Annotated in this window: 13 protein-coding genes; 11 read left to right on the top strand and 2 right to left on the bottom strand. The window is 71.6% G+C overall.

Annotated elements, in window-relative coordinates; translation table 11 throughout:
• The first annotated feature begins 6 nt into the window (after positions 1-6).
• From ACFYOH_RS15425 to uppS, 11 genes are all read left to right on the top strand, one after another.
• The gene (locus ACFYOH_RS15425) at positions 7-1,050 is read left to right on the top strand and encodes a TauD/TfdA family dioxygenase (RefSeq protein WP_388625809.1); all 1,044 of its coding nucleotides are present in this window, start codon (positions 7-9) and stop codon (positions 1,048-1,050) included.
• A complete protein-coding gene (locus tag ACFYOH_RS15420; protein WP_388625807.1) occupies positions 1,047-3,449 on the top strand; it encodes an amino acid adenylation domain-containing protein in 2,403 nt (800 codons plus the stop codon). The genes ACFYOH_RS15425 and ACFYOH_RS15420 overlap by 4 nt, the downstream gene beginning before the upstream one ends.
• Before the next feature lie 39 nt (positions 3,450-3,488).
• A complete protein-coding gene (locus ACFYOH_RS15415) occupies positions 3,489-5,393 on the top strand; it encodes a methylaspartate mutase subunit E (RefSeq protein ID WP_388625805.1) in 1,905 nt (634 codons plus the stop codon).
• A gap of 191 nt (positions 5,394-5,584) precedes the next feature.
• Positions 5,585-11,941, top strand: coding sequence for an amino acid adenylation domain-containing protein (locus ACFYOH_RS15410; protein WP_388625803.1), 6,357 nt, complete (start codon positions 5,585-5,587; stop codon positions 11,939-11,941).
• Positions 11,941-13,317, top strand: coding sequence for a condensation domain-containing protein (locus ACFYOH_RS15405; RefSeq protein WP_388625801.1), 1,377 nt, complete (start codon positions 11,941-11,943; stop codon positions 13,315-13,317). Before ACFYOH_RS15410 ends, ACFYOH_RS15405 begins: the two co-directional genes overlap by 1 nt.
• Positions 13,314-14,348 (top strand): class I SAM-dependent methyltransferase, encoded by a 1,035-nt coding sequence (locus ACFYOH_RS15400; protein WP_388625800.1) that lies wholly within the window; start codon positions 13,314-13,316, stop codon positions 14,346-14,348. The genes ACFYOH_RS15405 and ACFYOH_RS15400 overlap by 4 nt, the downstream gene beginning before the upstream one ends.
• Positions 14,348-15,226: a thioesterase II family protein gene (locus tag ACFYOH_RS15395; protein WP_388625799.1), complete on the top strand. Its 879-nt coding sequence runs from the start codon at positions 14,348-14,350 to the stop codon at positions 15,224-15,226. Before ACFYOH_RS15400 ends, ACFYOH_RS15395 begins: the two co-directional genes overlap by 1 nt.
• Positions 15,226-16,473 (top strand): cytochrome P450, encoded by a 1,248-nt coding sequence (locus tag ACFYOH_RS15390; protein ID WP_388625797.1) that lies wholly within the window; start codon positions 15,226-15,228, stop codon positions 16,471-16,473. The genes ACFYOH_RS15395 and ACFYOH_RS15390 overlap by 1 nt, the downstream gene beginning before the upstream one ends.
• Positions 16,470-16,691, top strand: coding sequence for an MbtH family protein (locus ACFYOH_RS15385; RefSeq protein WP_388625795.1), 222 nt, complete (start codon positions 16,470-16,472; stop codon positions 16,689-16,691). The genes ACFYOH_RS15390 and ACFYOH_RS15385 overlap by 4 nt, the downstream gene beginning before the upstream one ends.
• 83 nt (positions 16,692-16,774) lie before the next feature.
• Positions 16,775-17,554, top strand: a complete 780-nt coding sequence (locus tag ACFYOH_RS15380; RefSeq protein ID WP_388625792.1) for an enoyl-CoA hydratase/isomerase family protein — start codon at positions 16,775-16,777, stop codon at positions 17,552-17,554.
• Positions 17,555-17,635: 81 nt separating this feature from the next.
• Positions 17,636-18,343, top strand: a complete 708-nt coding sequence (gene uppS, locus ACFYOH_RS15375; protein WP_388625789.1) for a polyprenyl diphosphate synthase — start codon at positions 17,636-17,638, stop codon at positions 18,341-18,343.
• Here the strand turns inward: uppS and ACFYOH_RS15370 are convergent.
• Positions 18,331-19,302 (bottom strand): 3-oxoacyl-ACP synthase III family protein, encoded by a 972-nt coding sequence (locus ACFYOH_RS15370; RefSeq protein WP_388625786.1) that lies wholly within the window; start codon positions 19,300-19,302, stop codon positions 18,331-18,333. The genes uppS and ACFYOH_RS15370 overlap by 13 nt on opposite strands.
• A 23-nt stretch (positions 19,303-19,325) precedes the next feature.
• The gene (locus ACFYOH_RS15365; protein WP_388625783.1) at positions 19,326-19,568 is read right to left on the bottom strand and encodes a hypothetical protein; all 243 of its coding nucleotides are present in this window, start codon (positions 19,566-19,568) and stop codon (positions 19,326-19,328) included.
• Positions 19,569-19,599: the final 31 nt, after the last annotated feature.

Here is a 19,599-nt window from a genome sequence, read left to right as displayed (position 1 = left end):
AGTCAAGTGGGGCCCGAATACCAGTGCACTCTTGACTGCCGGGAAACCGCGGCACTGCACGAACTGGCGGGCAGGGTCGCCGAACTCCCGCCCGGGGACCCGGATCGGGCCGGGGACGCACTGGACGAGGTACCGGCCGCACTGCGCCGGACCCTGACCGCCCTCACCCGACCCGACAGCACACGGCCCTACTGTCTCGTCGACGTGGCCGCACCGGAACCGCTCTCCACCCTGCCGCCCACGCCGACGGCCGACCGCCCCGCACCGGGGGGCCACTGGTCCGCGGGTCTGCTGCTCCTGGTCGCCGAGATCCTCGGCGACCTCGTCGGGTATGCGGACGAGAACGACGGCGCCCTGATCCATGAAGTCGCTCCGGAGCCCGGCATGGAGGAGTACATCCAGAACGTCGGTTCCTCGTCCCTGGGCCTGCACACCGAGAACGTCCACCACCCGCTCCGGCCGGACTTCGTCAGCCTGCTGTGCCTGCGCCAGGACCACGAGGACGTGGCCGCACTGCGGCTCTCGTCCGTGCGTGAAGCCGTACGTCACCTGCCGCCCGGGACGCTCGACGTCCTGCGCGAGCCGCTGTTCCACAGCCTGTACCCCACGTCGTTCGGGCTGGACACCCAGGGCAGGCGGCCGGTCTCCGCCCCGCACGCAGTGCTGGCCGGCCCACGGGCCGCACCCACCATCCGCTACAACACCCACAACACCACCGGGGCGACGGAACGGGCCTCCGACGCGCTGGCCGCCTTGCGCACGGCGCTGGAGCAGGTCGCCCGGCGGATACGGCTTCGCCCCGGCCAGCTCGCCGTTCTGGACAACCGTGTCGTCGTCCACGGCCGAACCGCGTTCACCCCCCGCTATGACGGCCGGGACCGCTGGCTGCGCCGGTGCTACGCGGTGCGCGGCCTGCCCGGCGGGCTGCCCGCACTGATGCCCCGGCCCCGGGTGATTCCCGCCCTGCCCTCGCTGTTGAGCTCGCTCGACGCTCCCGCGGCGGAGCACGGAACGACACGGCGTCCGCGCCCGGAAGGAAGTGCCCGATGAACGAGACGGTCATCGACTGCGCGGACCTCGGGCCCCACGACCCCGCGGCCCTCGTGGCCGCAGCCGTCACGGTGGCGCACCGCATGACCACCGACGACAGCGTCCGGATCCGCTGCCGGATCACCGGGGCGTCCGGCACCCGGCACGGCGTCCTGTGCGCCGGGCTGTCCGGTGATCCCTCCTTCGGCGCACTGGTCAAGTGGGCGGCGGCGGAGATCGAGGCGCTGAACTCCCGTGCTCCGCAGGCAGGTCCGGCCGTCGGGCAGCGGGCGGCACGCGGCGGGCCGGCCCGGCCGCAGCGCCGGGACGGCACCGGCCACGCCGGATCCGACTCACCCGCCCTGGAAGTCGTGCTCACCGAGACGGCGGACGACGGCCTGCTGTCCGCCGAAGTCCGCACCGCCCCGGACGAGCCCGGATGGGCGGAACTGCTGCGTGCCGCTCTCACCGCCGGTGTCCGCGATCCAGCGGTGGCGCTGTCCGTGCTGGACCTTCTGCCGCCCGGCCCGGCGTCCCACGCAACGCCGGTACAGGGGACGGAGGTTCCGGCGGAACCGGCACGCGCCGTCCACGCATACGTCGCCGACCAGGCCGCCGCCCGCCCGGGAGCACCCGCCGTCACCTGCGGGGACGAGACGCTGACCTACGGCGACCTGTGGAGCCGGGCGGGCGCGGTGGCCGACACCCTCCGGGCCCAGGGCGTGGTCCCGCACGCGGTGGTCGGTGTCCTGCACCGGCGTTCCACCGATCTGATCGTCGCCCTGCTCGGCATCCTGCGCGCCGGCGCGGCCTACCTGGCGCTCGACCCGGAGGACCCGCCGGCCCGGCACGCCGAACTCCTCGCCGCGGCCCGCAGCCGTCATGTGGTCGTACAGGCCGGGCTGGGCGACCTGCTGCCCCCGGAGCAGTCGGCGATCGAGATGGCCTCCTGCCGCCCGCGCGGCGCCGATGGCCGGGCGGACGCCCCGACCCCGCACCAGGACGCGACGCTGCCGCCGGACGCGCTCGCCTACGTCAGCTTCACGTCGGGATCCACCGGCCGGCCCAAGGGGGTGGGCGTGCCGCACCGGGCCGTGTCCCGCTTGCTGCGCGGCCCGAACTGGATGGAGATCAGGCCGGACGACGTGTTCCTGGAACTCTCACCGGTGGCGTTCGACGCCTCGACCATCGAGATCTGGGCGCCGCTGATGAACGGTGCCCGTCTGGTGGTGCTGCCGGGACCGCCAACCGTCGTCGAACGGATCCGGCCCGTCGTGGAACGCGAGGGCGTCACGGTCCTGCTGCTGACGACAGGACTGTTCAACCATCTGGTGACGGAGGAACCCGGCCTGTTCGGCGCCGTGCGACACGTCCTGACCGGCGGTGAGACGGCCTCCCCGGCCCATGTCCGGCGCCTGTTGACCGAGTTTCCCGCCCTCACCTTCACCAACGGATACGGCCCGACGGAGAACACGTCGTTCACCACCTGCTGGACGACCACGGGAGTTCTCCCGGAGGGCCCGCGGGTACCGATCGGAAGCCCGGTGCGAGGTACTCGGGTCGTCGTTCTCGACCCGGCGCTGCGTCCCGTACCACCCGGGGTCGTCGGCGAACTCTACGCCGGTGGGGAAGGGCTGGCGCACGGCTACCTCGGGCAGCCGACCGCCACCGCCGAGCGCTTCGTGGCCGACCCCTTCGCCACGCTGCCCGGTCGGCGCCTGTACCGCACGGGCGATCTGGTGCGCCGGCTTCCCGACGGCACGCTGGAATTCGTCGGGCGGGCGGACCACCAGGTCAAGGTGCACGGCTTCCGGGTGGAACCGGCACATGTCGAGGCCCACCTGATCGGCCGGCCCCAGGTCAAGGAGGCCACGGTCGTCGCCCAGCGGGACGGCTCGGGCAGCCAACGGCTGCTCGCCTACGTCGTCCCACGCCACGATGGGGCCGACACCGCGTCCACCGGACATGACGGTGCGGCCGGTCTCGGTGCCCGGCTGCGCGAGGCGCTGGCGGCGGAACTTCCGCCACACATGGTGCCGTGGGCCATCATGGTCCGCGACGACCTGCCGCTGAACCGCAACGGCAAGGTGGACCGCCGGGCACTGCCCGCGCTCGTCCGATCGCCGCGGGCCCTCGCCACGGACCTCGTGCTGCCGCGCACCGCTCTTGAGGCACAGCTCGCCGCCACCTGGTCCGAGGTGCTGGACGTGGAACCGGTGGGCGTGGAGGACGACTTCTTCGACCTCGGCGGCCACTCTCTGCTCGCGGCACGGCTCCTCAACGCGCTGGAACGCCGGCTGAACGTCAGCGTCCCGGCACGGGCGCTGTACGAGGGGCGGACCGTCACCCATCTGGCCCGCGCCCTGTCCGGCTCGCTCGACGCCCCACCCGGCGGCACCGCGCAACCGGAGACGCTGTGAGACAGGCTCGTCCGACCGAGCACGAACCAGGAGAACCCTGTGCACCGAATAGTGCTGGGCGGCATCGGGGCCGACGCCCACTCCGTAGGACTGTTCGTTCTCCGGCACGCCCTGGCGGAGAGCGGCTACCAGGTGATCGACCTGCGCACCCAGAACGAACTGCGCGACTTCTTCGAGGCGGCGCGCACCGCCGACGTGGTGATGATCTCCAGCATGGACGGGCACAGCCGCTTCTACACGCGTGAGTTCCGCGAGCTCTGCAAGGAGTACGGCGCGCTCGACGCCCACTGGTACATCGGCGGCAACCTGTCCGTGTCGTCCTCCCGGGACGACGTCGTGCGCCACTTCCTCGAACTGGGCTTCCGCCGGGTGTTTCCCGGCTATGCCGACCTGCGCCAGGTACTGCGGTACCTGGCACAGGACCTCGCGGGGCGGCGGCCCGCCCTGTCCGCCGCCCACGACGAGACGGCCCCGGCGGGACGGCCCCGCACTCTGGTCATGCCCGAGGACCAGCGGATGGAGGACGAGCACTTCCGGGTCGTCCGGAAGGAGGTGCTGCAGCACTGGCGCACCGGACGGGCCGCCGCCGAACTCGACGCCAACGCCGAGTTCGTCGCGGGCCGGCCGTCGCTCGCGGCCGCTCAGTTACGGGCCCGGCACACCGGGCGACCCCTGCTGCAACCCCGGTGCGGCGTGGCCGACGCGGTCGGTCAGGCACGCCTGTTCACCGCACTGCACCGGGCCGGCGCGCACGTGCTGTCGTACCAGGTGGACTCCCTGTCCCGGAACAACGACTATCCCGGCGCCGAGGAGGGCCTGCGTGCCAGCTCCCCGGCCCGGTCCGTGCTCAACGGCTTCCCGGTCGTGAACCATGGCGTCCACGCCCTGCGGCAGTTGGGGGCCCGGCTCCCCACTCCGCTGCAGACCCGGCACAGCACCCGGGACCCCCGGCTGCTCGGCGAGATCTCCTACGCCGGAGGCGTCACCGCCTTCGAGGGCGGCGCCATCACCTACAACCTGCCCTACTACAAGGACTATCCGCTGGAGGAGTCGATCCCCGCCTGGCAGTACGTCGACCGGCTCACCGGACTGTACGCGGAACGCTACGGCATCATCCTGGACCGGGAGTTCTTCGGCGTTCTGACCGCGACGCTGCTGCCGCCGTGCCTGGCGATCGTCACCTGCCTGCTCGAAATGCTGATGGCCGTCGCGCAAGGGGTCCACTCGGTGAGTCTCGGCTATGCCGAGCAGGGCTGCCGGTCCCAGGACGTCGCCGCCATCCAGGTCATGGACGAGATGGCCCACGAGCTGGTCGGCCACGCACGGCACGGGGTACTGATCACGACCGTCTTCCACCAGTACATGGCCGCGTTCCCGGAGACCAGGCGCAAGGCGCTCCTACTGCTCCGCGGATCGGCACGCACGGCGGGTCTCTCCGGATGCGGCCGGGTCCTGCTCAAGACCACCGCCGAGGCATGGGGAATCCCGACCGTCGAGGAGAACGCCGAAGCCATTCGCGAGGCTCAGCGCGCGATCGCCTCCGCCACGCCGGCCGACCTGGACCACAAGGCCGTCGACGAGGAGAAGCGGCTGCTGCGTGCCGAGTGCGAGCATCTGCTGAACGCGGTGCTGGAATGCGGGGGCGGCAGCGTCACCCGGGGCGTCGTCCGGGCATTCCGGCTGGGCCTGCTCGACATACCGTTCGCGCCGAGCGTGCACAATCGCGGCGAGGTACTCGGAATCCGGGACTCCGGCGGTGCGGTACGGCTGCTCGCCCCGGGACGGCTTCCGCTGCCTGCGGACATACGGGCATTCCACCGCGACCGGATCCAGGAACGCCTTTCCAAGGACCGCGTCCAGAGCGGCAGAACCGCCGCCGAGGTGGCCGCCTCCGACATCCGCCGGGTCATCCAGGGGAATTTCGACGAGTGGCCGCTGTCGTGAGCCGCCGCCGTGAGCGCAATCGACCACAACAACCCTAACGAGCAGTACGGTCACGATCTGGGTTCACGGTTCCCGCGCGGATAGCATCGTGCGTGGTCCCGATATCCGAGCCGAAGTCCGGCGCGGCAGTCCATGCCCGATCTGCCGCCGACATTCCATCCGCTTCTCGAAATGCTCCGGGAGTTCACGGCATGCCTGGCCCCGATCGGACATCGCTTTCCCTGTCGGCAGCGCAGCGCGAGGTCTGGCTGGCCCAGAAACTCGACCCCGACAATCCCGTTTTCAGCATCGGCAGTTACTTTCATATTCGCGGCTCCCTGGACCGGCATGCCTTCGAGGCGGCACTGCGGCGGGCGGTCTCGGAAGCGGAGTGCCTCCACGTCCGCATCGACGAGGATGCCGAGGGCGGACTCCGGCAGACCGTGGAGGTCCGGGACGACTGGCCCCTGCCCATCCTCGACCTCGGCGCGGAGCCCGGAGCCCGGGAGCGCGCCGAGGCCTGGATGCACGAGGACCTCGCGCGGCCGGTCGACCCGGCCCGGGGTGACATGTTCGGCCACGCGTTGCTGAGGACCGGGCCCGACGAACACCTCTGGTACGTACGCGCGCACCACTCCGTGATGGACGGCTACGGCCTGTTCCTGCTGGGGCAGCGGGTCGCCGAGCTGTACACCCGCGACGTCGAGGGCCGCCGCAGCCTACGGGAGGCGTCGTTCCGTCCGTTGAGCGAGGTGGTCGCCGAGGACGAGGCCTACCGGCAGTCCCCGGAGTACGAGGGTGACCGGGCCCACTGGTGCGCCCGGTTCACCGAGCGCCCGGACATCGTGACCCCGGCCGTGCGCGTCGCCGACACATCCGCCCGCTTCCTGCGCACCACCGGACACCTCGACCGGGACCGGTTCGAGCGCCTCGTCGCCCTGTCCAAACAGGCCCGGGTCCGCTGGACCGCAACTGTGTCCGCGGCGGTGACCGTCTATCTCGGCAAGGTGATGGCCACCGACGACGTGAGCCTGGGGCTCACCGTGACCGGCAGGACCGGGACGGCCACCAGGACGACACCCTGCCAGGCGTCCAACGTCGTGCCCCTGCGGCTGGACGTCTCGCCCCGGGAATCCCTCTCCGCCCTGGCCCGCCGGGCATCGAGCGGTCTGATGGAGGCTCTGCAGGCGCAGCGTTTCCGCAGCGAGGAGCTCAGGCGCGAGCTTGGTCCGCGCGGCGACGAGCGGCTGTTCGGCTGGCACCTCAACCTCGTTCCCTTCGACTACGGGCTGTCCTTCGCGGGCAGCCGGGCCGAGCTGAACACCCTCACCCTGGGGCCCGTGGACGACCTCTACATCTACGTCTACAGCGGATTCGGCGGCGAGGGACTGCGGCTGGACTTCTTCGCCAACCCCGGCCGCTACACCGCCGGGGAACTCGACCGCCACCGGGCACGCCTGCTGCGGCTGCTCGCCGACATCATCGACGCGGGCACCCTCGACGTCCCGGTCGGCACGCTCGACGCGGCCGACGCCGACGAAAGGTCCCAACTGGTCGACACCGGCTGGGAGTCGTCCCCCGCCCGGCCCGGCGCGCACACCACGACCGTGCTGGATCTCGTGGCCGAGCAGGCCCGCAAGGCACCCCAGGCGCCGGCGGTCGCGGCGGGCAGCGAGCGGCTCACCTACGGTGAACTCCTCGGGCGTGCGTACCGGTTGGCCCGGCTGCTGCTCCGCAAGGGCATCGGGGTCGACGACGTGGTCGCGGTCGCCATGCCCAGGTCCCTCGACATGGTGGTCGCGGTGCTCGGAGTCCTCACGGCGGGCGCGGCCTACCTGCCCGTGGACCTCGACTACCCGCCGGACCGGGTGTCGTACATGCTGCGCGACTCCGACGTGCCCCTGCTGCTCACCACGGCCGGTGGTGACACCACCGGGGCGCTGGACGCCTCGTCGGCGCCTCGGCTCGTGCTCGACAGCCCCGAGGTCCGGGCACACCTGGCAGGCCTGCCGGACGAGGAGATCCGACCTGAGGAGCGCACCGGTCCTCTCCGGGCGCGCAACCTGGCCTACGTCATCTACACTTCCGGGTCCACCGGGCGGCCCAAGGGCGTCGCGGTGGAGCACCGGTCGGCGGCGAACTACGTGAGCCGCGCCACGATCGCCTATCCGAGCCTGGCCGACCGCGTGCTCCTGTATTCGTCGCTGTCCTTCGACATCACGCTCACCGCCCTGTTCGGCACGCTGGCCGCGGGCGGGGAACTCATCATCTCCAGTGTGGAGGAGTACGCCGACCGCAGCGGCGCCGGCGGGAGCTACTCCTTCCTGAAGGCGACCCCCACGCACCTGGCGCTGCTGGACACCCTGCCCGATCTGTGTTCCCCGACCCAGGAATTCATCGTCGCGGGCGAGCCGCTCGTGGGGGAACTGCTGCGGGAATGGCGCCTGCGGCATCCCGGAGTCACCGTCATCAACCACTACGGGCCCTCCGAGGCCACCTGCGGCTGTGTGGACCACCGCATCCCTCCCGCGGCCGCGACGGCGCCCGGCCCGGTGCCGATCGGCACCCCGTTCGCCGGTGCGAGGCTGCGCGTGCTCGACTCCGGTCTGCGGCCGGTGCCACGCGGTGTGGTGGGCGAGCTGTACATCGCGGGAGAGAACCTGGCACGCGGCTATCTGGGGCAACCGCGACTCACCGCGGAACGGTTCGTCGCCGACCCGTTCGGCGGCCCGGGCGAGCGTATGTACCGCACCGGTGATTTGGTGCGTCAACGGGCCGACGGCGCACTGGAGTTCATCGGCCGCATCGACCACCAGGTCAAACTGCGGGGCTTCCGGGTCGAGCTGGGCGAGGTCCAGGCGGCGATCGCCGCTCATCTGGGCGTACGGCAGGTGATCGTCGTGGTGCGGGAGGACGAACCGGGCGACCGTCAGCTGGTGGCGTACGTGGAGACGGTGCCGGAGCGGCGCCCCACGGCAGCGGTGCTGCGCGACCATGTGTCGCGGGTGTTGCCCCGCTTCATGGTCCCCTCCCTGTTCGTGCTGCTCGACAGGCTCCCCACCACACCGAACGGGAAGATCGACCGGGCAGCGCTGACGGTGCCCGAGCGGCTGCCCGCGCTGGGCGGCGGCCGGGCTCCGCGCTCCCCGCAGGAGGCCACGCTGTGCCGGCTGTTCGGCGACGTCCTCGGGGTGGCGCAAGTCGGTGCGACGGACGACTTCTTCGCCCTCGGGGGGCACTCCCTGTCCGCGGTCAAGCTCGCGGCCCGCATCCGTGCCGCCACCGGCGCCGAGGTGTCCGTCCGGGAAGTCTTCGACCTCGCCACCCCGGAACTGCTGGCCGAACGGCTGGCCGCGGCCGACCGCACCGGGGCCGGCCCCTCCGCGGGCACCGGTACCGGCGGTGTCCCACTGTCCCTGCCCCAGCGCCGGCTGTGGTTCCTGAACCAGTCGGACATCCCCCGGTCCGTGTACAACATCCCCTACGTCGTCGCCCTCGACCCCACGACCGACGTGGCGGCCCTGACCGCCGCGCTGGGCGACGTGGTCGAACGTCACGAGATCCTCCGGACGGTCTTCCCGCAGACGCCCGACGGCGTGCACCAGGTCGTTCTCGACCCGGACAGCTCCCGTCCCGACGTGCCGGTCCTGGACGTGCGGGACGAGGACGCGGGCAGGGTGCTGGTGCAGGCCGCGCGCCGGCCCTTCGACCTCACGCAGGACACCCCCCTGCGGGCCCGGCTGCTGCGCACGCCGAGCGGCTACCGGCTGCTGGTCGTGCTGCATCACATCGCGGGCGACGGCTGGTCCTTCGCCCCCTTCGGACGTGATCTCGAACGGGCCTACGCCGCGCGGCGCGCCGGCAGGGCTCCGCGCTGGGCGCCGCTGCCCGTCCAGTACCGCGACTACGCGCTGTGGCAGCAGCGGTTCCTCGCCGGCGGAGCACAGGGCAATGCCCTGTTGTCCCGTCAGACGGCGTACTGGACCGAGCAGCTCGCCGGTCTGCCCGTCGAGTTGCCACTGCCCACCGACCGGCCCAGGCCCGCCGTGGCGAGTCATCTCGGCGGCACCGTGCCGGTGCGCATTCCGCCGGATTTGCACGGCCGTCTGCGGGCCACGGCCACCGAGGCCGGCGCAACGCTGTTCATGGCCCTGCAGGCCGCGCTGGCCGTCCTGCTGATGAAGCTCGGGGCCGGCGAGGACATCCCGGTGGGCACCGGGGTGGCGGGCCGGACCGACGACGCCTGGGACGATCTGGTCGGGTTCTTCATCAACACGCTCGTCCTGCGCACCGACGTGGCGGGCAACCCGGACTTCCGCGAGCTGCTGGCGCGGGTCAGGGAGACCGATCTGGCGGCACTCGATCACCAGGACCTGCCCTTCGACCGGCTCGTGGAGGTCCTCAACCCGCCCCGGTCGCCGGCCCGGCATCCGCTGTTCCAGGTGTTGCTGATGCTGCGCAACACCCCTCGGTCGGATCTGCGGCTGCGCCTGGACGGGCGGGAGGCCGAGGGCGACGAGATCCCCATAGGCTTCGCGAAGTTCGACCTCACCGTGAGCCTGCGCGAATCCGTGTCCGAGGACGGCGTCTGCGACGGCGTCGAGGGATTCGTCGAATACGCGGCCGACCTGTTCGACGCCGCGTCGGCCGAGCGCCTGGTGCGGCTGTACCTCGTCGTGCTGGACGCGGTCACCGCCGATCCCGGCCGTCCCGTGGGCGAGATCGACCTGCTCACCGATGCCGAGCGCCGGCACACGTTGCAGACGCTGGGCCGTCGTGATCCGGTCACCCTCGACCGGAGCCCGCTGCCCGTCCTCTTCGAGCGCGAGGTGCTGCGTCACCCGGACACGGTGGCGGTGCAGGGCCACGGAGAGCTGCGGACCTTCGCCGAACTGGACGCGGACGCCAACCGCCTGGCCCGGGTGCTGCTCTCCCGGGGAGTCGGCCCGGAGCGGCGGGTGGCCCTCGCCCTGCCCCGCTCCCGGCAGCTGGTCACCGCGGTGCTGGCCGTCCTGAAGACCGGGGCCGCGTATCTGCCCGTCGACGTGGACTACCCGGCGGCACGCATCCGCGCCATGCTCCAGGACGGCGAGCCGACCGTCGCCGTCACCACCGAGGCGCACCGGAGCCTGCTCGACGCCTCCGCCGCCGAGGTCCTCTGCCTGGACGCGGCGCCGGTAGCCGCCGAAGTGGCGCGTGCCGCGCCCCACGGCCTGGACGACGCGGAGCGCGGCGGAACGCTGGACCTGCTCGGCGCCGCGTGCCTGCTGTTCACCTCCGGATCCACCGGCAGGCCCAAGGGTGTGCTGCTCACGCACCAGGGGACGGCCGATCTCGTGAGCGCCCAACGCGCGCTCTTCGACCTGACCGAGGACAGCCGGGTGCTGCAGTTCGGATCCACCAGCTTCGACGCGTTCCTGCTGGAGATCTGCATGTCCCTGCTCTCGGGCTGCCGCCTCGTGCTCGCCGAGCCCCGCGACCTGGTACCCGACCAGACGCTGGGCGACACCGTGCGACGGTTCGGCATCACCCATGTCACCATGCCGCCGTCGGTGCTCGCCGCCGTGCCCGCCGGGGACCTGCCGAGCGGCCTGACCCTGGTGGTCGCCGGTGAACGCGTGCCCGGGTCCCTCGTACGGGACTGGTCCGCCGGCCGCCGCATGGTCAACCTCTACGGGCCGACCGAGGGATCGGTCATCACGAGTTGGGCGGGGCCGCTCGCCGGCACCACCGCCCCGCCGATCGGCTCGCCCCGCCCCGGCATCGGTCTGTACGTCCTGGACGCCTGGCTGTGTCCGGTGCCTCCCGGCGTTCCCGGCGAGCTGTACCTTGCCGGGGACGGCGTCGCCCGGGGATACGCCAACCGGCCGGCACTGACCGCGGAGCGCTTCGTCGCCGATCCGTTCACGGCCACGCGCGGGGCCCGGATGTACCGCACCGGCGACCTGGTGTCCTGGCGTCCCGACGGGCAGCTGGACTTCGTGGGCCGGGTCGACCACCAGGTGAAACTCCGCGGTTTCCGGATCGAGCTCGCCGAGGTGGAAGCCGCGCTGGCCGCCGTGCCCGGGGTGTCCGGTGCGGCGGCGGTGGTCCGGGAGGACGTTCCGGGTGAACGACGGCTGGTCGGCTACGTCGTCCCCGAGCCGGGCGGCGACTGTGCCGGTACGGACGTCCGGCGTCGGGTCGCCGAGGTCCTGCCCGGCTACATGGTCCCGGCGCGGGTGGTCGTGCTCGACCGGTTCCCGCTCAATCCCAACGGGAAGCTGGACCGTGCCGCGCTGCCGGCGCCAGAGCGGGGCACGCCCCGGTCCCCGGCCGAGGGTTCACCGCTGGAACTGGCCGTCGCCCAGGTGTGGGGCGAGGTGCTCGGGGTGGACGAGATCGTCCCCACGGACGACTTCTTCAGGCTCGGGGGGCACTCCCTGCTCGCCGGCAAGGTCGTCAACCGGCTCCGCGACGAGTTCGACGTCAGCATCCCGCTCCGGGTCCTGTTCGAACATCCGACGGTCGCGGGGCTGGCACGCGAGATAGGTCTGCTGCTCACCGCCCATGCCCGGGACGAGGCGTGATGGCCGGCAACGGGCTGCCGTATCCCACGCAGGAGCGGCTGTGGCGCCTGGAACAACAGCAGCCGGGCCGGCAGGACTTCCTGGTGGCCGGGCTCTTACGGCTGACCGGCGACGTGGACGAGGCCGCCCTGCAGGACGCGGTGGAGACCGTGGTGGCCCGCCACGAGTCCCTCCGCACCGGATTCCGCTCCACCGCCGAGGGTCCGCGCCGTTTCGTCGTGGACCCGCCTCGCCGTGTGCTCGGCCTGTTCGACGTGCGCCGGGCGGCGTCCCCGTACGAGCAGGCCCTGGACCTGGCCGAGGAGCACTGCCAGCGGCCCTTCGACCTCACGGACCCACCGCTCCTGCGCGCCGCGCTGGCCCGGTACGGTGACACGGAGCGGCTGTTGGCCCTGACGATGCACCACATCGTCACCGACGGCTACTCCAGCGGCGTCGTCCTGCGGGAGATCGGCGCGCTCTACCGCGGGCGCGTCGCCGGCGGGCCGGTCGAACTGCCTGCGCCCGTGGCCCAGTACGGCGAGTTCGTGGACCGCCAGTACGCCTGGTTCACGGGCGAGCAGGCCCGGCAGGATCTGTCGTACTGGCTGGGCGACCTGCGCGGCCACCGGCCTCTGCGGCTGACTCCGTCCGCCCGGGCCGTGCCCGCCGACGGACCGTGCGGGGACGCCTACAACCTCACCCTCCCGCAACCGCTGTCCGATGGGACACGGCAGTTCGCCCTGGAGCACGGCTGCACGCCCTACCTCGTGCTGCTGGCCGTGATGTACCTCCTCGTGCACCTCTACACGGGGGAGAGCGACATCGCCCTCGGATCGGCCATGGCCAACCGCGGTCGCACCGAGTACGAGGACATGGTCGGGTATCTGCGGAACATCATCGTGCTGCGCGAGACCGTGCACGAGGATCGGCCGTTCACGCAGCTGCTCGCCGGGATCCGTGCCCATGTGCTGTCCGCGTACGACCATCAGGCCCTGCCGTTCGACCACGTGGTGCGTGCCCTGGCCGGTGACCGCGGACCGGACGGCGACGAGGACCTTTATCCGGACGTGCTGTTCTGCACGGACAACTCCGCGGCGGTGCGCTGGGACCTGCCCGGCGTCCGCGTGGAGCGGATCGACCGCCGGGCAGTGATCTCCAAGCGGGCGATGACCGTGTTCCTCCAGGAACGAGATCGCAACCTGACGCTGAGGTTCGTGCACCGGCCCGATGTCCTGAGCACCGAGGACGTGCACGCCCTGGGCGAGATCTGCCAGGCCCTGCTGCGGCGGATCCTCACCGAACCCGAAATCACCCTGAACGTACTGTCCGGGGAAGCCGAGCTGCCCACCTGGTGGCGCTTCCGGCCGGTACGGCAGAAAGGAGCCCACGCATGACCGTCACCCACGACACCCACGAGGCAGGACGCCGGCTCTCGACCGAGGTCGAACACAGCGGAGCCGCCCCGGACATAGCCGCCGCCGCGGCGCTGCTGGAGATGGGCGACCGGCTCGGCGTGCTGGACGTGATCGCACCCGGGCGGACGTTCGACAGCGCCGAGGTGGCCGCGCGGGCGGACCTCCCCGAGGACGGAGCCGGACGGTACCTGGAAGCCCTGGAGTCCGCCGGTCTCATCGAGCCGGCCCCGGCCGGCGGTTCGGTCTTCCGGGTGGTGCCGGACTTCGACGTCACCCTGCACCGGGCGGGATACGTCTCCTGGACCATGAACGCCAACCGTCCGTTCATCGAGCACGCCCGGGAGTTCCTCACGGATCCGGTCGCGGCCGGCGAGACCTACGCGCGTGACGGCCGGCAGGTCGCCGTCAGCTCGCAGTGGATGGGGTCGCTCGCCTTCTATCCCGCGGCACTCGAAGTGATCTTCAATGCCAAACCCCAGCGGATCGCGGACCTCGGAGCCGGTACCTGCCGGCTGCTGATAGAGACGCTGGAGAGGTTCCCGGACGCCACCGGCGTCGGTCTGGACCTCAGCGGCGACGCCTGCGAGGCGGCCCGTGAGGCGGTCCGCATCGCCGGCATGGCCGAGCGGATCACGGTGGTCGAACGGTCCATCCAGTCGATCGCCGAGGATCCCGGACCGGTGGAGGGAGCCGACGTGATCCACGCGGGCTTCGTCTTCCACGACATGATGCCCGAGGAGGAGGCGGTGGCCGACAAGGTGCTCGCCAACTGCCGGGAGGCGCTGCAGCCGGGCGGCATCATGGCGATCACGGACGCGGTGCCGTACCTGCGCAACGACCGCGAGCGACGGTTCAGCGCGATCGTCACCTACTACCACCGGCAGTTCATGGGTCGAAGGCTGCTGTCCGTGGCCGAGTGGGAGGCGAAGCTGCGGGACGCGGGTTTCTCCCAGGTGGAGACCGTGGAACTCGGGTTCCCCACCGGCCGTCTCTTCGTGGCGCGGCGCTGATGAACGGTCCGGAGGCCCACGGCTCGCCGGTGGCCGGCGGCTCCGCCTGGTGGTTCGCCACCCCCTGCCGGGACGGGTCCGCCGGCACCGCGGACGTGTCACTGTTCTGTCTGCCGCACGCGGGGGCGGGCCCCATCGTCTTCCGGGAATGGAGCACGCTGCTCGATCCGCGCATCGACGTGGTTCCGGTGCAGTACCCCGGACGGCCACCGCGGCTGTCCGAGCCCCCGGAGACATCCCTGAAGCGGCTGGCGCAGCGGCTGGCCGGCCCGGTCGCGGAACGGGCCGGCGAGGGGCCGTACGCACTCTTCGGGCACAGCATGGGCGCGCTCGTGGCCTACGAAGTTGCCTGCCTGCTGACCCGTCTGGGGCAGCCGCCCGTGCGGCTGCTGGTGTCGGGGCAGACGGCCCCGCACCTGTACCGGCCCACGCGGGTGCACGCACTGTCCGACGAGGGGCTGGTCGACCACATCAGCAGGCTGCAGGGCACGCCGGAGGACGTGCTCGCCAATCCGTCCCTCCTGGAGCTGCTGCTGCCCGTGCTGCGTGCCGACTTCGCCCTGTGCGAGAGCTACGGATACGAGGAGATGCCCCCTCTCACGGCCGACGTCACCGTCCTCGGCGGCGCGGACGACCCGGGTGTCGAGCCCGGGCTGCTCGACCGCTGGGGCGATCTGACCGGCGGTGCCTGCGACGTCCGGGTCCTCCCCGGCGGGCACTTCTACCTCTTCGACCAGCTGCCGACCGTCATGGACCTGATCGAGTCCGCCGTCCGCCCGGCAGGCGGGCGGGCACCGGGCGCCGACCGGGAACGGACCGGGCCGGGTGCGGGCGCCGAGACCGTCGTGGACCGACATGGACGAGGGAGGGTGCGCTGATGCGGTCCGATGCCGCCACGGCGGCCGAAGTCCCCGATCTCTCCGACCCCTTGCTGTACGAGAGCGGAGAGGCATTCGCAGTGTGGCGCCGCCTGCGCGCCGAGCGTCCGGTGTGCCGGGTCGTCCGTGCCGGGGACGCACCGTTCTGGGCGGTGCTCTCGTACGAACTCGTTGCGCGGGTGCTGTCCCAGCCGGCCGTCTTCTCCTCCACGGGCGGCATGCGCCTCGACGCGGACGAGACGGCGACGGCCGCCGGTGCGGGCAAGATGATGGTGATCTCCGACCCGCCGCGGCACGGCAAGATCCGGCGCATCATGAGCAGCGCGTTCACCCCGCGCACGGTCCGCAGGCTGGAGCGGAACATGCGCACCACGGTGACCGGCCTTCTTCGGGACGCGCTGGCGAGCGAGGTCTGCGAGTTCACCGAGGTCGCGGCGCGGCTGCCGCTGTCGGTCATCTGCGATCTGCTGGGCGTGCCGCGCGCGGACTGGGACTTCATGCTGAGCCGGACGATGACCGCCTTCGGCGTGGGCGACCGTGCCGGTGCCACCGACGCGGCCGCCGCCGCAGTGGCGCACACGGAACTGTTCCAGTACTACGACGAGTTGATGCGCGAGCGGCGCCGCTCCCCCAAGGACGACATCATCAGCGCCCTGGTGCACGGGACGATCGACGGTGAGCCGCTGACCAGCACGGAAGTGGTCCTGAACTGCAACGGCCTGATCTCCGGGGGCAACGAGACGACCAGACACGCCACGCTGGGTGGTCTCCTCGCCTTCATCCAGAACCCGGACCAGTGGACGCTGCTGCGGGAACGGCCGGAGCTGCTGCCCGGTGCCGTGCAGGAAGTGCTGCGCCACACCTCGCCGGCGATGCACCTGCTGCGCACGGCGACGCAGGACACGGAGATCGGCGGCGAACACATCCGTGCCGGTGACCGCATCACCCTGTGGCTGGCCTCGGCCAATCGGGACGAACGCGTCTTCGCCGACCCCGACACCTTCGACATCACCCGCTCGCCCAACAGGCATCTGACGTTCGCCCACGGGCCGCACCACTGCATCGGCGCCACCTTGGCCGCCACCGAGCTCACCATCATGTTCGACGAGCTGACACGCCGGGTCGAACGAGCGGAACTGGCCGGTCCGGTCCGCCGGATGAGGTCCAACCTCATCGGCGGACTGGAGTCCCTGCCCGTCTCGCTGACACCCGCGAACGGCTCGCGCACGACGGAAGGACAGACATGACCAATCCCTTCGACGACCCCGACGGCAGCTACCTCGTCCTCGTCAACGACGAGGGACAGCACTCCCTGTGGCCCTCCTTCACAGCGGTGCCGGACGGGTGGCGCGTCGCCCACCCGGAGGCCTCCCGGCAGGACTGTCTGGACTATGTGGAGCGGCACTGGACGGATCTGCGGCCCAGGAGCCTGGTCGAGGCGATGACCGGCTCAGAGACCGCATGACCCGCGTGGGGCTTCCGGATCCCACGGCGGGTGCCTCGCAACCGGACGGGACGGCGGGGGACGGCCCCGCGGTCCGTGTGGAGGTGTCCGAGGGAGTCGCCCTGCTCTCGCTGGACCGGCCGGAGTCCGGGAACGCGCTGACCCACGCCGTGCTGCACGAGCTGGCGACCGCCGTGTCCGGGCTGCGCGACGACCCCGGGGTGCGCGTGGTGGTGCTCACCGGCGCCGGACGAGACTTCTGCCTCGGCGGCTCGCTCGACGAACTGGAGCGACTGGCCGGAGACGTCCGTGCTGGTGACGGCCGGCCCGACGAGCCGGCACTCGCACCCGTACGGGCCCTGGCCGAGGTCGTCCTCGGCCTGGCCACGCTGGAATGTCCGGTGATCGCGGCGGTGAACGGTCAGGCGGCCGGCGCCGGGTTCTCCCTGGCGCTGGCCTGCGACATGCGAATCGCCTCGGAGAAGACCGTCTTCCATTTCGCGTACGGCATGCTGGGATGTTCTACGGACGGTGCGATGTCCTGGTTTCTGCCACGCGTCGTCGGCCCGTCGCACGCGCTGCCCCTGCTGCTGGAGCAGCCGGTGCTGCGCGCCGCCGCCGCGCTCCGGCTCGGCCTGGTCTCAGCCGTGGTCCCACCCGACGACCTGATGTCCGTGGCACTGCGCCGGGCGCGGGCCCTGGCGCGGTCGGCTCCACACTCCGTGCGCACCGCCAAGCGCCTGGTGGGTCAGGGCTCGCTGTCGCTGGCGGATCATCTGCGACTGGAACACGACTATTTCGTCCGGGGACTCATGACCGAAGATGTGCAACGCGGACTGAACGCGCGGAACTCGGGAAACTGGCCGGAATTCCACGGAAACTGACGGTGTAAGGTGAAGCTCATGCGTCGACTGCTCTATCGGCTCTACGAAAGCCGACTTCAGCACCAGTTGATGAAAAGGTCAATGCCCCGCCATGTCGCCATCATCATGGACGGAAACCGACGATGGGCGCGCCGGGCGGGCCTGGGGAACACGAGCCTCGGCCATCAGCACGGCGCCGAGCACGTCGAAGAGGTCCTCAGCTGGTGCGCCGCGGCGGGAATCAAGCATGTGACCATCTTCGCCGCCTCGACCGAGAACCTCAGCAACCGCTCGTCGTCCGAAATGGACTTCCTCATGGGCGTGATCGAGCGGGTCGTCGAGGAACACCTCACACAGCCGTCCAGCCTGTGGCGCATGCACATCGCGGGCAACCTGGACCTGATCCGCGACTCCACGGCGCGCACCCTCAAGTCGGCCGAGGAGACCACCAGCGGCTACGACACCGACCACCATCTCACGGTCGCCATCGGCTACGGCGGCAGGCAGGAACTGATCGACGCCTTCCGTGCCTGGATCGACGCCGAGGTCACGGCTGGCACTCCTGTTGCGGAGCTGTCCGACAAGCTCACCGCCGACGGCATCGCCGCGCATCTGTACACGAGCGGCCAGCCCGACCCGGACCTGGTCATCCGTACGAGCGGCGAGCAGCGACTGTCCGGGTTCCTGCTGTGGCAGACGGCGTACGCGGAGCTGTACTTCTGCGACGTCTACTGGCCGGCGTTCCGGCGCGTCGACTTTCTGCGCGCCCTTCGGGCCTACGCGGCGCGCCAACGGCGTTACGGCGCCTGACCCGGCGGCGTGTGCCGGCACCCTTTCCAGTCGAGCAGGGCGGCGGCCCAGGTCAGCCCGGCCCCGAAGGCGGCCATGCCCACCCGGGTGCCCCGCGGCAGCCGCCCGTCCAGCTGCGCACGGTGCAGCGACAGCGGGATGGAGGACGCCGACGTGTTGCCGAACGCTCCGACGTACACCACGGTGCGCTCCGCGGGGAACTCCAGCTGGCGGAGCACGGACTTGATGATGCGCGCGTTGGCCTGGTGCGGCACGAACAGGTCGATGTCCTCCAGCGCCGCTCCCCGGAGCGCGCAGACCCGGCGCGCGCTGTCGGCCATGGCGTCGACGGCCCGCTCGTAGACTTCGGCGCCCTCCATGTGCACGGTGTGCCGCTCCCTGTCGACGTACAGGATGTCGCCCAGCGAGCCGTCGGCGCCGAGCACGACGGCGGGAGCGCAAGTGGCACAGCAGCGCTCGGCATCAGCCGCCCTGACGACCACCGCACCGGCCGCGTCCCCGAACAGCGGGGCGGTGAACCGGTCGTCCGGGTCGATGATCCGCGAGGCCGCGTCGGCACCGCACACCAGCACGCACCGTCGCCGGCCGGAGTCGATCTGCGCCACCGCCTGGTCCAGCGCGTACAGGAAGCCGGTGCACGCGGCGTTGAGATCGACTGCGGGCACGTCCCGCAGACCGAGACCGCACGCCAGCTCGGGTGCCAGGCCGGGCGACACCCGGTCGGAGGTGGCGGTCGCCGCGATGACCAGATCGATGTCCTCCGGCGCGCAGTCCGCGTCGACGAGCGCGAGGGTGCTCGCCTCGACCGCCAGCCCGGTCAGTCCTTCGCCCGGCCCGAGCCAGCGCCGTTCCTCGATTCCCGTCCGGCTCGTGATCCACTGGTCGGAGATGCCGAGATGCGCGAAGTGGGAGTTGCGGATCACCCGGGCCGGCCGTGCGGCACCGACACCACTGACCACCGCGACCACCTCGCGCCCCCCGTTCAGGCGCCACACCGGCGGTACAACCGCTCGGGCGCCCCGACCTTGCCGTAGCGGCAGGACACCTCGGCCCTGCCGACGGACGCGAGGAAGCGCAGATAGCGGCGGGCCGTGACGGTGCTCATCCCCGTGCTCTGCGCGACATCCGTGGCGGACACCTCCTCACGGGACGGGTCCTCCAACTCGCTGATCACCAGGCTCAGCGTGATCTCCGAAATGCCCTTCGGGGGCGCCCCTGTACTCACGTGCGATCCTCCGTACACGACTCCAGTCGAT

This window comes from Streptomyces sp. NPDC007856, from assembly GCF_042868225.1.
GTDB lineage: Bacteria > Actinomycetota > Actinomycetes > Streptomycetales > Streptomycetaceae > Streptomyces.
Note: the sequence above shows the minus strand (reverse complement) of the source record. Positions and strands in the feature narration are given on the sequence as shown.

Excerpts from the sequence above, each read along its gene's own strand:
- ACFYOH_RS15405 (WP_388625801.1), top strand. The coding sequence starts at position 11,941 with ATGGCCGGCAACGGGCTGCCGTATCCCACGCAGGAGCGGCTGTGGCGC.
- ACFYOH_RS15410 (WP_388625803.1), top strand. The coding sequence starts at position 5,585 with ATGCCTGGCCCCGATCGGACATCGCTTTCCCTGTCGGCAGCGCAGCGC.
- uppS (WP_388625789.1), top strand. The coding sequence starts at position 17,636 with ATGCCCCGCCATGTCGCCATCATCATGGACGGAAACCGACGATGGGCG.
- ACFYOH_RS15390 (WP_388625797.1), top strand. The coding sequence starts at position 15,226 with ATGCGGTCCGATGCCGCCACGGCGGCCGAAGTCCCCGATCTCTCCGAC.
- ACFYOH_RS15395 (WP_388625799.1), top strand. The coding sequence starts at position 14,348 with ATGAACGGTCCGGAGGCCCACGGCTCGCCGGTGGCCGGCGGCTCCGCC.
- ACFYOH_RS15400 (WP_388625800.1), top strand. The coding sequence starts at position 13,314 with ATGACCGTCACCCACGACACCCACGAGGCAGGACGCCGGCTCTCGACC.
- ACFYOH_RS15385 (WP_388625795.1), top strand. The coding sequence starts at position 16,470 with ATGACCAATCCCTTCGACGACCCCGACGGCAGCTACCTCGTCCTCGTC.
- ACFYOH_RS15420 (WP_388625807.1), top strand. The coding sequence starts at position 1,047 with ATGAACGAGACGGTCATCGACTGCGCGGACCTCGGGCCCCACGACCCC.